Source organism: Kordiimonas sp. (genome assembly GCF_048260245.1).
Lineage (GTDB): Bacteria > Pseudomonadota > Alphaproteobacteria > Sphingomonadales > Kordiimonadaceae > Kordiimonas.
In genome coordinates, this window is record NZ_JBLXGZ010000013.1 from 57284 (window position 1) to 69887 (window position 12604).

The window sequence follows — 12604 nt, forward strand, 5'->3', positions numbered from 1 at the left end:
GGCCACAGCGTTCTAAAGTTATGCGTATCTTATTTTCCGTTTTGATTTTCTCGCTTTTCTCCGCTGGTTCAACGGGGGCGAACGATGCTGTTGTGCAGGCGTTTGATAAAGAGTTTACTGAGGAATTCAGTAAGAACAAAGTCCCGGGTGCAGCTTATGCAATTGTAAAGGATGGCCGTGTTGTTGCGCTGAAGACGATGGGCACACGTGCGGTAGACGCCGACCTTCCTGTCAATAGCGCGACTGTTTTTCGTCTGGCGTCGGTGTCGAAGACTTTTGCTGCCGAGCTGGCTGCAATGTTGGCCTTGGAAGGGAAATTTAGCCTCGATGCCCGTATTGTGGGCTATGTGCCGAACCTCAAGTTTAAAGACGCCGGACATGCCAGCGGCATCAAAATCCGGCATTTGCTTAGCCATAGTGCAGGCGTGACGCCCAATGCTTATGACAATATGCTGGAAGACGATTGGGGGCTTGAGAAAATAATCCCGCGCTTTGATCAGATCGCGGCGATGTGCAAGCCGGGCGATTGTTATGGGTATCAGAATATTCTCTTTAGCCTTGTACAGCCGGTGATGGAGCAAACGACCGGGGAAACGTATCGCGGATTGGTGAGTAAGCGCCTTCTCGAACCCCTTGATATGGATCACTCGTCTGTTGGATTGGAATCTTTCCTGTCTACGGCGAACAGGGCGGAGCCTCATGTCTTCACCCGCCGGAATGGTTGGACCCGTGTATTGGTTGAACCCAACTATTACCGCGTCTCGCCTGCCGCTGGTGTAAACGCCAGCATAGAAGATATGGCAAAATGGCTGATCGCCCAGATGGGATATCGCTCCAGCGTCATTTCGCCTGAATTGCTGGAAACCGTGACTTCAAAGGAGGTCAGGACGACACGTGAGCTTAACCGCCGTGCATGGCGTCGCCATATTTCAGATGCCCATTATGGACTCGGTTGGCGAATATATTCCTTTTCAGAGGATGAGGTGATTTTGCACTCGGGCGCTGTGCGAGGGTACCGGGCTTTTATATCCTATTCCAAGAAGCTTGGTCTTGGCCTTGTCATGTTGATGAACGCCCAGACACGTTCCATAGACAGGCTCTCCGTTAGTTTTTGGGATGAAGCGTTTGACGCTCGGGACGCTATGAAGGAAGCAGAGGAAAACAAGCAGGCTCGGTAATGCGAGCTTGTCCTTATGCTTCATCGTGGACGTTTGCCTTCTCGGCCTTCTGGTCTGCCACGGCCACCGCTTTGGTGGTCCCTTGCTCGGCTGTCCCGCATCGAGGCCATGGCTTCTTGCGGTGAAATGCTGCAATCCGCGTTTTTGTCCACCGCCATAAACTGGCTATGTGGAACAGCGATGACTTCGTCAAGCGAGACGGCTCCGTCACCATTTGAGTCAATTCGAATGAAATAGAAAAACAAGAAGGATTTATCTTCAAATTTGGCGTGTCGATACTCGCCTGATGTAAGCACCGCATTCTTGTCTTCGTCCAGCAACCTGAAAAGTCTGCTGCGGGAAACGTTGATGTCCTCACAGGTTGCCGCGCCGTCGTTGTTATAATCCCATCGGTCGATGTACTGGCTGACTATTGCCTCCATACGAGCCGGGTCCATGTCTTTGTCTATTTGGGGGTGCCGTTGTTGCTTGTCCGAGCGGCTGCTCGCGCAAGACGCCAGAAGCATTGCAGCAGTGAGGAGAAGGGCGGCGGATACTTTGGTACGCATGGGAAACTCGCTATGTTGAACAGGCTTATGGCGGTTATACGTGGATACATCCTTTCCCCTTCGCGGGTGCATTTTGTGACGCAAGGCCGTTATAAAAACTTCTCTCGTCCGATATAAATCTTTCATTGACTCTATCCGCGCTTCCTATAATTTCCGTCCCCGGTACTTCCCCCAACTGGGAAGCTGTCGTCTGTGAGGTCGGCACTCATTTTTGGGACACGCCTCCCCAACGAGGCGCTTGCTATCTGGAAGGATAGAGACATGACAAAGCCTACTACTGCGCCTCGGCGCCCGGAGTTTAGCTCGGGCCCGTGTGCAAAGCGCCCCGGTTGGACGGTGGACGCACTTCAGAACGCTGCTCTTGGCCGTTCTCACCGCGCGAAGCCTGGCAAAGCCAAGCTTAAATACGCGATCGACAAAACCCGTGAAATTCTTGGTGTGCCAGATGATTACCGCATTGGCATTGTACCGGCGTCTGATACAGGTGCGGTCGAGATGGCCTTGTGGTCCATGCTCGGGGCGCGTCCCGTGGACATGCTGGCATGGGAAAGTTTTGGCGCAGGTTGGGTAACCGACGTAGCCAAGCAGCTCAAGCTGGAGAAAGTCCGCATTTTTGATGCTCCTTATGGCGAACTGCCAGACCTTGACGCGGTTGATCCCGATCATGATGTGGTTTTCACATGGAACGGCACGACGTCTGGCGTAAAAGTACCCGCAGCAGATTGGATCGCGGATGACCGAAAGGGCCTGACCATTTGTGACGCCACCTCTGCCGCGTTCGCGATGGACCTGCCGTTTGATAAACTGGATGTTGTTACATACAGCTGGCAGAAGGTGCTGGGCGGTGAAGCTGCACACGGTATGCTTATCCTCAGCCCAAGGGCGGTTGAACGGCTCGAAAGCTACACACCTGCATGGCCGTTGCCAAAAATCTTCCGCCTGACCAAAGGTGGCAAACTGATTGAAGGCATCTTCGCCGGTGAAACCATCAACACGCCTTCCATGCTGTGTGTCGAAGATTATATCGACGCGCTTGAATGGGCGGAAGGTATCGGTGGGCTCAAGGGTTTGATCGCGAAGTCGGAAGCCAACCTTAAAGTACTGGCCGACTGGGTGGCAAAAACCGACTGGGTGGACTTTTTGGCCTCCGACCCGGCCACACGGTCCAACACCAGTGTATGCCTTAAAATTGTTGATCCATGGTTTGGCAAGCTTGACGTAGACGGACAGGCTGCGGTGGCTAAAAAGCTGGCTGCCCTTCTGGATGAAGAAGGCGTCGCCTATGACATCGGTGCTTACCGCGATGCGCCCCCTGGCCTTAGAATTTGGGCCGGGGCGACAGTTGATGCCGAGGATTTGGAGGCACTGACGGCATGGCTCGGCTGGGCCTATGCGACGGTGAAGGCCGCTCAGGCACAATAGATTAGAGGGCAGGGGCCCGGTTTGAACCCGCGTGGCCCCGCCAAACGCCATATTTTAAAAATAGAGAAGGAATGATCATGCCTAAGGTGTTGATTTCCGATAAAATGAGCCCGCTTGCGGAGAAAACGTTCAAAGAGGCTGGTGTTGAAGTTGACTATAAACCGGGTCTCGACAAGGAACAGTTGCTGAAGATTATCGGCGACTATGATGGCCTTGCGATAAGATCGTCCACCAAGGTAACGCCAAAAGTTCTGGAAGCGGCGAAAAATCTGAAGGTTATCGGCCGCGCCGGTATCGGTGTGGATAATGTCGATGTGCCTGCTGCGACCAATGCCGGTGTGGTGGTCATGAACACACCGTTTGGGAATTCCATCACGACGGCTGAACACGCTATTGCCATGATGATGGCGCTTGCACGACAGATACCGCAGGCCAATGCGTCCACGCACGCCGGCAAGTGGGAAAAATCCAAATTCATGGGTGTAGAACTGACCGGCAAAACGCTTGGTTTGATTGGTTGCGGCAACATCGGCTCTGTGGTGGCAGAGCGTGCGCTTGGCCTCAAAATGAAAGTGGTCGCTTTTGATCCCTTTCTTGCGCCGGAGCGTGCAGCAGAACTTGGCGTGACGAAAGCTGAACTGGATGACGTGTTCGCTCGCGCTGATGTGCTGACCCTCCACACTCCGCTCACGGACCAAACCCGTGGTATCGTGGGTAAGGAAGCCTTCAAGAAGATGAAAGACGGTGTGCGTATCGTTAACTGCGCCCGGGGCGGTCTTGTTGATGAGGCGGCACTTCTTGAGGCGCTGAAAAGCGGTAAGGTAGCCGGTGCAGCGCTTGATGTATTTGAAGTTGAGCCGGCGACAGAAAACCCGCTCTTTGGTCATGACAATGTGATTTGTACCCCGCATCTTGGGGCTTCAACCACCGAAGCACAGGTGAATGTGGCACTTCAGGTGGCTGAGCAGATGTCCGACTATCTGCTGACGGGCGCTGTCACTAACGCGCTTAATATGCCATCTGTCAGCGCTGAGGACGCACCGAAACTGCAGCCTTACATGAAGCTGGCGGAAGAGATTGGTGGTTTTGCTGGCCAGCTTACCGAACACGGCCTAAAGCGTATCGTCATCGAATATGAAGGCCACGTAGCGGGCCTCAACACCAAGCCGCTGACGGCTGTGGTGCTGGAAGGCCTGCTTTCGCCGCTCATGGATAGCGTGAACATGGTCAATGCACCGGTGATAGCAAAAGAACGCGGTGTTCAGGTGACCGAGGTCAAACATGACCGCGAAGGCGACTATCATACCGGCATCAAGCTGACAGTGGAAACCGAGAAGCGCACACGCACGGTATCCGGCACACTATTTGCCGACCGTATGCCGCGGATCGTGGAAGTGAACGGGGTCAGGCTTGAGGCGGAACTGGCACCAAATATGCTGTATGTCGTTAACGACGACAAACCGGGCTTTATTGGTGCCTTGGGGTCGCTTCTTGGGTATAACGGGGTCAATATCGCAACATTTGCCCTGGGTCGCCGTATTGAAGGCGAGGAAGCGGTAGCGCTTGTCGCGGTTGATGTGCCGCTGAAGGATATTGTACTTGACCAAGTGTCCGCTCTCGCCCATGTACGTCAGGCAAAACGGCTGTCCTTTCGGGCAGACAAATAAGGTTTGATGTAAATAACAGAGAAAGGGAGCGGACCCATGAACGGTCCCAGACAACAGATGGCGGGCTCAACCTATGCCCGCCAGGCTTTGTTGCCGGAAGGATTTCGTGACCAGCTCAGCCCCGTGGCCGAGCAGGAGGACATGCTGGTGCGTGGCCTCGTGGATAGCTTCCTTTCTCATGGATATGACCGGGTGGCGCCGCCACTGGTGGAATATGAAGACAGTTTGCTGGTGGGGCCGGGTGCCACGCGGGCAAAACAATTGTTCCGACTGATGGACCCGGACACCCAGCGCATGATGGCAATTCGGGCTGACATGACGATACAGATGGCCCGGCTTGCCGCGACACGGCTTGCTGATGCACCCCGGCCGCTCAGGTTAGCCTATAGCGGCAATGTATTGCGTACCAAGGGTAGCCAGATGCGCCCCGACCGCCAATTTGTGCAGGCAGGTGTCGAACTCGTGGGGGCCACAAGCCTTGAGGCCGAACTTGAGGTGATCGTGCTGGCGGTTGAAGCGCTTGAAGCCGTTGGGCTTGTTGATGTGTCGCTTGACCTAACGGTTGCGCCGCTTGTGGCACAGATGTGCGATAGCCACAAACTAACTGGTGACGTACGTGATATGGTATTCGCTGCCCTCGATGCAAAGGATATTGGTGCGCTCGTTGCACTTAGCGGAAATACACGTACCGAATTTGAAACACTTTTGAATGCAGCCGGGCCGGGTGAACGGGCGGTTGAGATCCTGCGGGGGCTTGAGCTTAAAGGTGCGCCGGGCAAACTCATAGCGCGCCTTGGCCGTCTGCTTAATATGGTTTGTGAACGGTTCCCCAAGCTTTCTGTCACGATCGATCCCTGTGAAAGCCACGGCTTTGAATATAAATCCGGTATTGGATTCGCGTTTTTTTCCAAGGGCGGCGAGGGCGAACTGGGCCGGGGCGGCCGGTATCTGGTAACTCACCCGGATGGGCGTACAGAAGAAGCCACGGGCTTTTCTGTTTACCTTGACACACTGCTGAAGGCATTGCCTGAAGCGGGCGTGCTTGAAAAAATCTATTTGCCTCATGGGGTTGATAGTAGCGTGGGTGTGAGACTGCGCGCTGAAGGAGGGCGTACACTTCAGGCGCTTTCCCGTGATGCCGATGCGGTTGAAGAAGCGGCCCGCCTAGGCTGTAGTCATATCTTCCTTGATGATCAGATCAAGGCCGTTTAAAAGCTCGTTTTTTACAGGTTCCAGGAAGGGGATTTCGCATGGGCAACGTTGTTGTTGTTGGCTCGCAGTGGGGCGACGAGGGCAAAGGCAAAATCGTTGATTGGCTGTCTGAGCGCGCAGACGTTGTCGTGCGTTTCCAGGGTGGCCACAACGCTGGCCATACGCTTGTGGTTGACGGCACTGTCTACAAGCTGTCCCTGTTGCCTTCAGGCATCGTGCGTGGCGGCAAAATCAGTGTTATCGGCAACGGCGTCGTCGTTGATCCGTGGGCGTTGCTGTCCGAGATGGAAAAACTGCGCGGTCAGGGCGTTCAAATTAGCCCGGACTCGTTCCAGATTGCCGCGAACGCAACCCTCATTATGCCGTATCACCGCGAGCTTGATGCGATCCGTGAGGACGCCACCACAGGCGTGAAGATAGGCACCACGCGGCGCGGTATTGGCCCGGCCTATGAAGACAAGGTTGGCCGTCGTGCACTGCGTGTATGCGATCTGCAATCCCGCGAGATGATAGAAGCACGGCTGGACGTGGCGCTCACACACCACAATGCGGTACGCCGAGGCCTTGGCCACGAGGAATTCAGCGCCAAGGAAGTCGCGGATCAATTGATGGAACTGGCACCACAGATTCTGCCCTATATGACCAATGTCTGGCGCACGCTGGATGATGCAACAAAAGCGGGCAAGCGTATTCTGTTTGAGGGCGCGCAGGGCACGCTTCTGGATGTCGACCATGGCACATACCCGTTTGTCACATCGTCGAACACGATCGCAGGGCAGGCAGCCGGTGGCTCAGGCCTTGGTGCCCGTGCGCTTGATTATGTGCTGGGCATTACCAAAGCTTACACCACGCGGGTTGGCTCAGGGCCTTTCCCGACAGAGCTGAACGACGAGATTGGCAAACGCCTTGGCGAACGTGGGCACGAATTTGGTACGGTGACGGGCCGGTCTCGTCGCTGTGGTTGGTTCGACGCCGTTCTAGTTCGCCAAAGCCTGACAATCGGCGGTGTTGACGGTATTGCGCTCACCAAGCTTGACGTGCTGGACGGCCTTGAGGAGATCAAGGTTTGTGTGGGCTATAAGCATAATGGCGAAGTGGTTGATTACCTGCCTTACGGCATGGAAGATCAAGCCGCAGTTGAACCTGTATACGAAACGCTTGAGGGGTGGCAGGAAAGCACTTTTGGTGCCCGCAGTTGGGCTGATCTGCCTGCAACAGCGGTCAAATATGTAAAGCGTGTTGAGGAATTGATCGGTGTGCCGGTGGCGCTGCTGTCCACCAGCCCGGAACGTAACGACACCATTCTTGTTCGGGATCCATTCCTGGACTGATCTCCGGGAACAGGTTTTCTCAGTATCTGATTATCATAACTGTGCCGTCAGCTCTTCGGGTAGGCGGCAGGTTTTGTTTCAGGTTGCTAATTTTTCCAGAATGATTCACATTTGTTAACTAAACGCATAGTATTGCCATGGCATGAATATTGAGTGCTTGTCTGACTGAAATCAGGTCAAGCCCTGAAACGTGCACTGAGGGGATGTTATTTGAGCGGCGATATCGCACCAGTTCCGAATGGGCAAAGTGCCTTTGGGGAGCGGTATGCCGTAGATTTTTCGGCACCGCTCACAGAGTTTACGACGTTTGGCGGAGACGCTTTTAAAGCCGTAGATAAAGAACGTCCAGGTAAGGACGTTTATGCGCTTGTGCACATTCCTACCGTGCCGATGCGTAATGACATATACCGCAGCCTAAAGGCGCGCCCAATTTCCAATATCGTGAACCCGGTTGACCGCGGTCTTATGACTGTAGAGCAGGGCGGGCGTCGTCAGCGACTGGTGACAATTTTTGAACGGCCATCTGGTGGTGCCCTTTTTGGGCCAGACGGCCGGGTGAACCCAAGGGTTAATACAAATCGTCTGCGGCAAAGTGTTGTTTTATCAGCACTAAAGGCAGTTGCCGCCCTTCACAAACGTGGCTTTACGCACAGAAGCCTGTTGGCCACAAACATGTTTTTTGTCTCGGACGATAGCGAGGAAGTTTGTCTGGGTGAATGTTACAGCGCTCCTCCCGGTTACAAGGTGCCGTTTGCACTTGAAACTCTTGAGGTAGCGCTTGCGCATGACACCGCGCGGGGAAACGGTGACGCTAGCTGCGATTTTTATCAATTGGGGGCAGCACTCCAAAGCCTCTATTTTGGCGAGCAGTTGTGGCGTGGCCGTGACCGAGACAGTATGTTGATGGCGCGGGTGAACCAAGGCTCATTTTGGGCTCTTGGCGGCGGCCGTGATATTCCTGGTGCCTTGGGCACTCTTGTACGGGGCCTGATGGCCGACGAGATTGAAGAGCGCTGGGCAGCTGAAGATGTTCTTGACTGGTTCGAAGGGGTAGGTAAACCGAAACGCACCAGCATGCGGGCATGGTCTATGAACAGGCCGACGAATTTCCGGGGTGTGGCCTATGTTGACCGTCGCCTTCTGGCAGATGCATTTGCTCGGGACCCTAGGGAGGCAGCTAACTTTCTGAAAAGCTTAGACTTTCCCGCTTGGGTACAGCTGTCTTTCCGAGATGAAATCCTGAATGAACGGCTGGAAAGTGTATTGAAGGTTGCGCCGGCAACCGGCCTTGGCGGTATCCGCCCCGATGATTATAAGATGGTTACGCGGGTCTGCATGTTTATGCACCCGACGGGTCCCGTTGCTTATAAGGGATACTCTCTTATGCTTGACGGCTTGCCCTCGATGGTCGCCGATGCATTTGCGCGCGATGACAGAGACCTGCTGGGTGTCATACTTGAGATTTTGGATGAGCGTTTCCTGAATGCATTGGGCGAAATATGCGGGGAGAGAAACCCTGGGTTTCTCAAGCAGGCGCGCGAAATACGGCCTTATATCGCTCTAGCTGGCAGTAAGCAGCTGGGTCGCGGGATGGAACGTGTCCTATATGGGCTGAACCCGATTCTACCGTGCGTAAGCCAGCGGTTCAGTAATGTCTGGATCGGCTCAATAAAACAGATGATGCGAGCGCTCGATAGATTGGCGGGAGTAGGTGGCGGAAAAAATATCTTGCTGGACCGTCATGTAGCCGCTTTTTGTGCTGCGCATGGTACGGATTTGGAGCGAGAGTTCAATAAGTTGGCGGCGGCGCAGAACGATACGGCACGCTTCAACAGCCTCGCGGCAGAGTTCTTTGGCAACTTGCAGCAGCATTTCAAACTGGAGTCGCTGCCCCACCTGACGGAGAAGCTGGTTGATGGTCTTCAGCCCGCAGTCAAGAGCCTGAGAAACCGGAAGCGCAGGGAGCGCGTACAACAATTGTTGGAAAAAGTGAAAAAAGGCGGTGACATCTCCAAGCTTACTACGGAGGTGAATATGACCCGCCTGCAGGCTGAAGATATGCGCGAGTTTTCTCAGGCACGCGCGGCTATCATCAAGCTTGATAAAGAAAAAGCGCGCTTTAGCCGAAAAATCCAGCCCACCGATACATCCGCCAGAGCCAAGGGGCTTCGAGGTAGTCGAGTAGTCGCCTTTGGTGCCATGGTAATGGTTGGGTTTTTAACTTTCTTCCCGGGAGGCTGAAATGGCAAAAGTGCCCATGAAAATGCGCCGGCGTCGCCCGAAACGCGAAATGAGCGGTTTTCTGCCGTTGTTGTTTCTCGGTCTTGTTGCTGTTTCGCTCTTTAGTTGGAAGGTCTCTGTATTGTTCATAGTCGGGTTGGCGCCGACAATTGTTCTGGGTGTTACCGGTAAAGGTGTGCATAAATCGGAAAAGCTGCAGTGTGTGGGTTTCTCCAACATCGCGGGCATTATCCCTTTCGCAATGCAGGTATGGAGCCGCCCACGCGACTTTTCTATGATTATCAGCGATCCGATTAATCTGGTCGCGATGTTTGGGTCGGCTGCGATTGGCTATGCGCTGATATATGTTGGCCCTATGATTGCGGCTCAGGTGCTTCAGGCTATGGCGCAGGATAAGCTCAAACAGCTCGCGCAGCAAAAGCAGGCCCTGCTCGAATTATGGGGGCCAGAGGTGTTAGGAGACCCTGATGGTGAGGGCGAGGAGCCTGGATGGGCTCAGGGAAGGCGAGGCGGCCGAAGTTAAGCTGCGGCCACGCAACGCCTTTATATTCTTTTAGTGTCGCGCCATATTCGCCGCCGCCTGTTTCATTGCTTTTTGAACTTTTTCAAACGCACGCACTTCGATTTGACGCACACGTTCCCGGCTGACGTTATATTCCTGGCTCAGCTCTTCGAGAGTCTTGGGCGGCTCCGACAAGCGCCGTTCAGTCAGGATGTGCCGCTCACGATCGTTCAGGTCCTGCATGGCGTCCTGAAGGAGTGACAGGCGGTTGGTGTGTTCTTCTTTTTCCGCGACGAGGGTTTCCTGATCTGGCGCATCATCGACGAGCCAATCTTGCCATTCACCTTCCGCATCCGCGCGTAGGGGAGCGTTTAGCGAATGATCCATCGCGGACATCCGACGGTTCATATTCACGACATCGGTTTCCGATACGTCCAGCTTTTCCGCGATTTTTGTGACGTTCTCAGGGCGAAGGTCGCCTTCTTCAATTGCTTCAATCTGACCCTTAAGCCGACGCAGGTTGAAAAACAGCTTCTTCTGTGCAGCCGTTGTGCCTATTTTTACCAGCGACCAGCTACGCAGGATGTATTCCTGAATGGCGGCTCGGATCCACCACATGGCGTAGGTGGCGAGACGAAAGCCTTTTTCGGCATCAAAGCGTTTTACGGCTTGCATCATCCCTACGTTGCCTTCTGCAATAAGGTCTGCAACCGGTAGGCCGTAACCTCGGTAACCCATTGCAATTTTTGCCACGAGACGAAGGTGACTTGTCACCAGTTTATGAGCGGCTTTCCGGTCCTTGTGCTCTGCCCATGCTTTAGCCAGCATATATTCCTCGTTAGCCTCAAGCATCGGAAATTTTCGGATATCTTGCAGGTATTGGCTAAGGCTGCCTTCCGGCGACAAAGTTGGTAGATTGCTGAGAGTACTCATGATTTAATCCTCGCGCCGGGCTTTGAGCCGGTTTCTATATTGTATCGCAATGATATAATACCGCAGAAAAATACGCGGTGTCAAACGCACGGAAATGCCACGCGTACTAAACCGCATAGCGGTCAAGCACACCCAGCATCTCCTTCATGTCATATGGTAATTCGCTTTCGAATTTAAACCGCTCGCCGGTAACAGGGTGTAAAAATCCAAGCACACGGGCATGAAGTGCCTGACGCTTGAAACCCGTGAGCACATCACGTGCTGGCCCTTTGATTTTACCTGAAATTTTTCCCGCGCGGCCATAAACCGGATCGCCCACCAGGGGGTGCCCGATATTTGCCATATGCACACGGACCTGATGAGTGCGGCCAGTTTCCAGTTGACACTCAATCAAACTGGCGAGCGGTGTTCCTGCCTGTTGGTAATGCTTAATGGTTCGGTAATGAGTGGCAGCCCACTTGCCGCCGTTTTTTGTCACGGCCATGCGTTTTCGGTCGACGGGGTGGCGTGCTATATTGCCTTCAATGCGTGCGGCGGGCGGCACCGGGTGGCCTTTGCAAACCGCGCTATAGAGGCGTTCGATCGAATGGTCTGCAAACTGATCAGCAAGGCCATGATGCGCCTTGTCATGCTTGGCCATAATCAGTAAGCCGCTGGTTTCTTTGTCAATACGATGCACGATACCGGGGCGTTTGACGCCACCTATGCCGCTCAGGCTACCGGCGCAGTGATGCAGGAGTGCATTGACAAGGGTGCCATCCGGGCTACCTGGCGCCGGGTGTACCACCATGCCGGCCGGTTTATTGACCACGATCAGATGCTGATCCTCAAAAATTACATCGAGAGGGATGTTCTGCGCGGATGGCAAGGCCTCTTCCGGCATCGGAATATTTACGCTAAACACCTCTCCTGATTTGACCGTGCGGGATGGGCTTCTTATTATAGCCGGTGGGGTGGAAAGTGTGACCTGTCCTTCCTTGATCAACGCCTGCAGGCGGGAACGTGAAAAATCTGGCAGTGCGGTTGCCAGAAGTTTATCAAGACGGAAGCCCGCTTGTCCGGTATCAACGGTAATTTGAAACATGTCGCTCATGGAGACATCTTATGATGGCGGAAGACAAAAAAGTCACGTCCGAGATTCACTCTTCTCATAATCAGGATGGCGAAGTCCTTGGTGGTATGGAGCAGGTGACGGAAGAATTACAGTCTGTGGCAAACCAGCACCGTGGGCTTAAAATGCTTGTATTGGTGCTGGGCCTTGTCTTGATCGCGCTCTTTGCCTTTGTGGTATATGCGATCGCTAACCGAGCGGCTGAAAGTTTTTTGTCGGCTGATGAGCCCGCCGCTGAGAGCCCTGTAGCATCAGATGAAGAATCTGGGGTGGAAGGTTCGGACGCATTTACTGAAGGTGATTTCAGTGTAGCGCGTCCGGCGGGGACGGAGCTTTTGTCCGTAACCGGAACCCCGGCCGAGTTGATCTTTCACTTTCGGGATCGCAGCGGCGGTGATCTAATTGTCCTGCTTGATCGTGTCAGCGGCCAACAAACCGTGGTTTCGGTGCCGTGAACGC

Annotated in this window: 11 protein-coding genes; 8 read left to right on the forward strand and 3 right to left on the reverse strand. The window is 54.1% G+C overall.

Annotated features, from left to right (window positions below; all coding sequences use genetic code 11):
- Positions 1 to 20 precede the first annotated feature (20 nt).
- Positions 21 to 1178, forward strand: a complete 1158-nt coding sequence (locus tag ACN0VM_RS08985; protein ID WP_417450537.1) for a serine hydrolase domain-containing protein — start codon at positions 21 to 23, stop codon at positions 1176 to 1178.
- A gap of 20 nt (positions 1179 to 1198) precedes the next feature.
- Here ACN0VM_RS08985 and ACN0VM_RS08990 read toward each other — a convergent pair whose 3' ends face one another.
- The gene (locus ACN0VM_RS08990) at positions 1199 to 1726 is read right to left on the reverse strand and encodes a hypothetical protein (protein ID WP_417450538.1); all 528 of its coding nucleotides are present in this window, start codon (positions 1724 to 1726) and stop codon (positions 1199 to 1201) included.
- Positions 1727 to 1987: 261 nt separating this feature from the next.
- Here ACN0VM_RS08990 and ACN0VM_RS08995 point away from each other — a divergent pair, with 261 nt between their 5' ends.
- The 6 genes from ACN0VM_RS08995 (at position 1988) to ACN0VM_RS09020 (ending at position 10122) form a co-directional block, all read left to right on the forward strand.
- Positions 1988 to 3148: a phosphoserine transaminase gene (locus tag ACN0VM_RS08995; RefSeq protein WP_417450539.1), complete on the forward strand. Its 1161-nt coding sequence runs from the start codon at positions 1988 to 1990 to the stop codon at positions 3146 to 3148.
- 77 nt (positions 3149 to 3225) lie between these two features.
- Positions 3226 to 4815 (forward strand): phosphoglycerate dehydrogenase, encoded by a 1590-nt coding sequence (serA, locus tag ACN0VM_RS09000; RefSeq protein ID WP_417450540.1) that lies wholly within the window; start codon positions 3226 to 3228, stop codon positions 4813 to 4815.
- A 36-nt stretch (positions 4816 to 4851) separates the two neighbouring features.
- Positions 4852 to 6027 (forward strand): ATP phosphoribosyltransferase regulatory subunit, encoded by a 1176-nt coding sequence (locus ACN0VM_RS09005; protein ID WP_417450541.1) that lies wholly within the window; start codon positions 4852 to 4854, stop codon positions 6025 to 6027.
- Between the two features lie 38 nt (positions 6028 to 6065).
- A complete protein-coding gene (locus ACN0VM_RS09010) occupies positions 6066 to 7358 on the forward strand; it encodes an adenylosuccinate synthase (RefSeq protein WP_417450542.1) in 1293 nt (430 codons plus the stop codon).
- A gap of 210 nt (positions 7359 to 7568) precedes the next feature.
- Entirely contained in the window at positions 7569 to 9599 is a 2031-nt protein-coding gene (locus ACN0VM_RS09015) for a hypothetical protein (RefSeq protein ID WP_417450543.1), read from the forward strand.
- Between the two features lies 1 nt (position 9600).
- Entirely contained in the window at positions 9601 to 10122 is a 522-nt protein-coding gene (locus tag ACN0VM_RS09020) for a hypothetical protein (RefSeq protein ID WP_417450544.1), read from the forward strand.
- A gap of 30 nt (positions 10123 to 10152) precedes the next feature.
- Here the strand turns inward: ACN0VM_RS09020 and rpoH are convergent, their stop codons facing one another.
- Positions 10153 to 11034 carry an RNA polymerase sigma factor RpoH gene (gene rpoH, locus ACN0VM_RS09025; protein ID WP_417450545.1) on the reverse strand — a complete coding sequence of 294 codons (882 nt, stop codon included), beginning with the start codon at positions 11032 to 11034 and terminating at the stop codon, positions 10153 to 10155.
- A gap of 106 nt (positions 11035 to 11140) precedes the next feature.
- Positions 11141 to 12127, reverse strand: coding sequence for an RluA family pseudouridine synthase (locus ACN0VM_RS09030; RefSeq protein ID WP_417450546.1), 987 nt, complete (start codon positions 12125 to 12127; stop codon positions 11141 to 11143).
- An 11-nt stretch (positions 12128 to 12138) separates the two neighbouring features.
- Between ACN0VM_RS09030 and ACN0VM_RS09035 the strand changes: the two genes are divergently transcribed.
- Positions 12139 to 12600, forward strand: a complete 462-nt coding sequence (locus ACN0VM_RS09035) for a hypothetical protein (RefSeq protein ID WP_417450547.1) — start codon at positions 12139 to 12141, stop codon at positions 12598 to 12600.
- Positions 12601 to 12604 lie beyond the last annotated feature (4 nt).

Bases quoted from the DNA above. Each gene is read 5' to 3' on its own strand.
- ACN0VM_RS08985 (WP_417450537.1), top strand. From the start codon at position 21: ATGCGTATCTTATTTTCCGTTTTGATTTTCTCGCTTTTCTCCGCTGGT.
- ACN0VM_RS08990 (WP_417450538.1), bottom strand. From the start codon at position 1,726: ATGCGTACCAAAGTATCCGCCGCCCTTCTCCTCACTGCTGCAATGCTT.
- ACN0VM_RS08995 (WP_417450539.1), top strand. From the start codon at position 1,988: ATGACAAAGCCTACTACTGCGCCTCGGCGCCCGGAGTTTAGCTCGGGC.
- serA (WP_417450540.1), top strand. From the start codon at position 3,226: ATGCCTAAGGTGTTGATTTCCGATAAAATGAGCCCGCTTGCGGAGAAA.
- ACN0VM_RS09005 (WP_417450541.1), top strand. From the start codon at position 4,852: ATGAACGGTCCCAGACAACAGATGGCGGGCTCAACCTATGCCCGCCAG.
- ACN0VM_RS09010 (WP_417450542.1), top strand. From the start codon at position 6,066: ATGGGCAACGTTGTTGTTGTTGGCTCGCAGTGGGGCGACGAGGGCAAA.
- ACN0VM_RS09020 (WP_417450544.1), top strand. From the start codon at position 9,601: ATGGCAAAAGTGCCCATGAAAATGCGCCGGCGTCGCCCGAAACGCGAA.
- rpoH (WP_417450545.1), bottom strand. From the start codon at position 11,034: ATGAGTACTCTCAGCAATCTACCAACTTTGTCGCCGGAAGGCAGCCTT.
- ACN0VM_RS09030 (WP_417450546.1), bottom strand. From the start codon at position 12,127: ATGAGCGACATGTTTCAAATTACCGTTGATACCGGACAAGCGGGCTTC.
- ACN0VM_RS09035 (WP_417450547.1), top strand. From the start codon at position 12,139: ATGATGGCGGAAGACAAAAAAGTCACGTCCGAGATTCACTCTTCTCAT.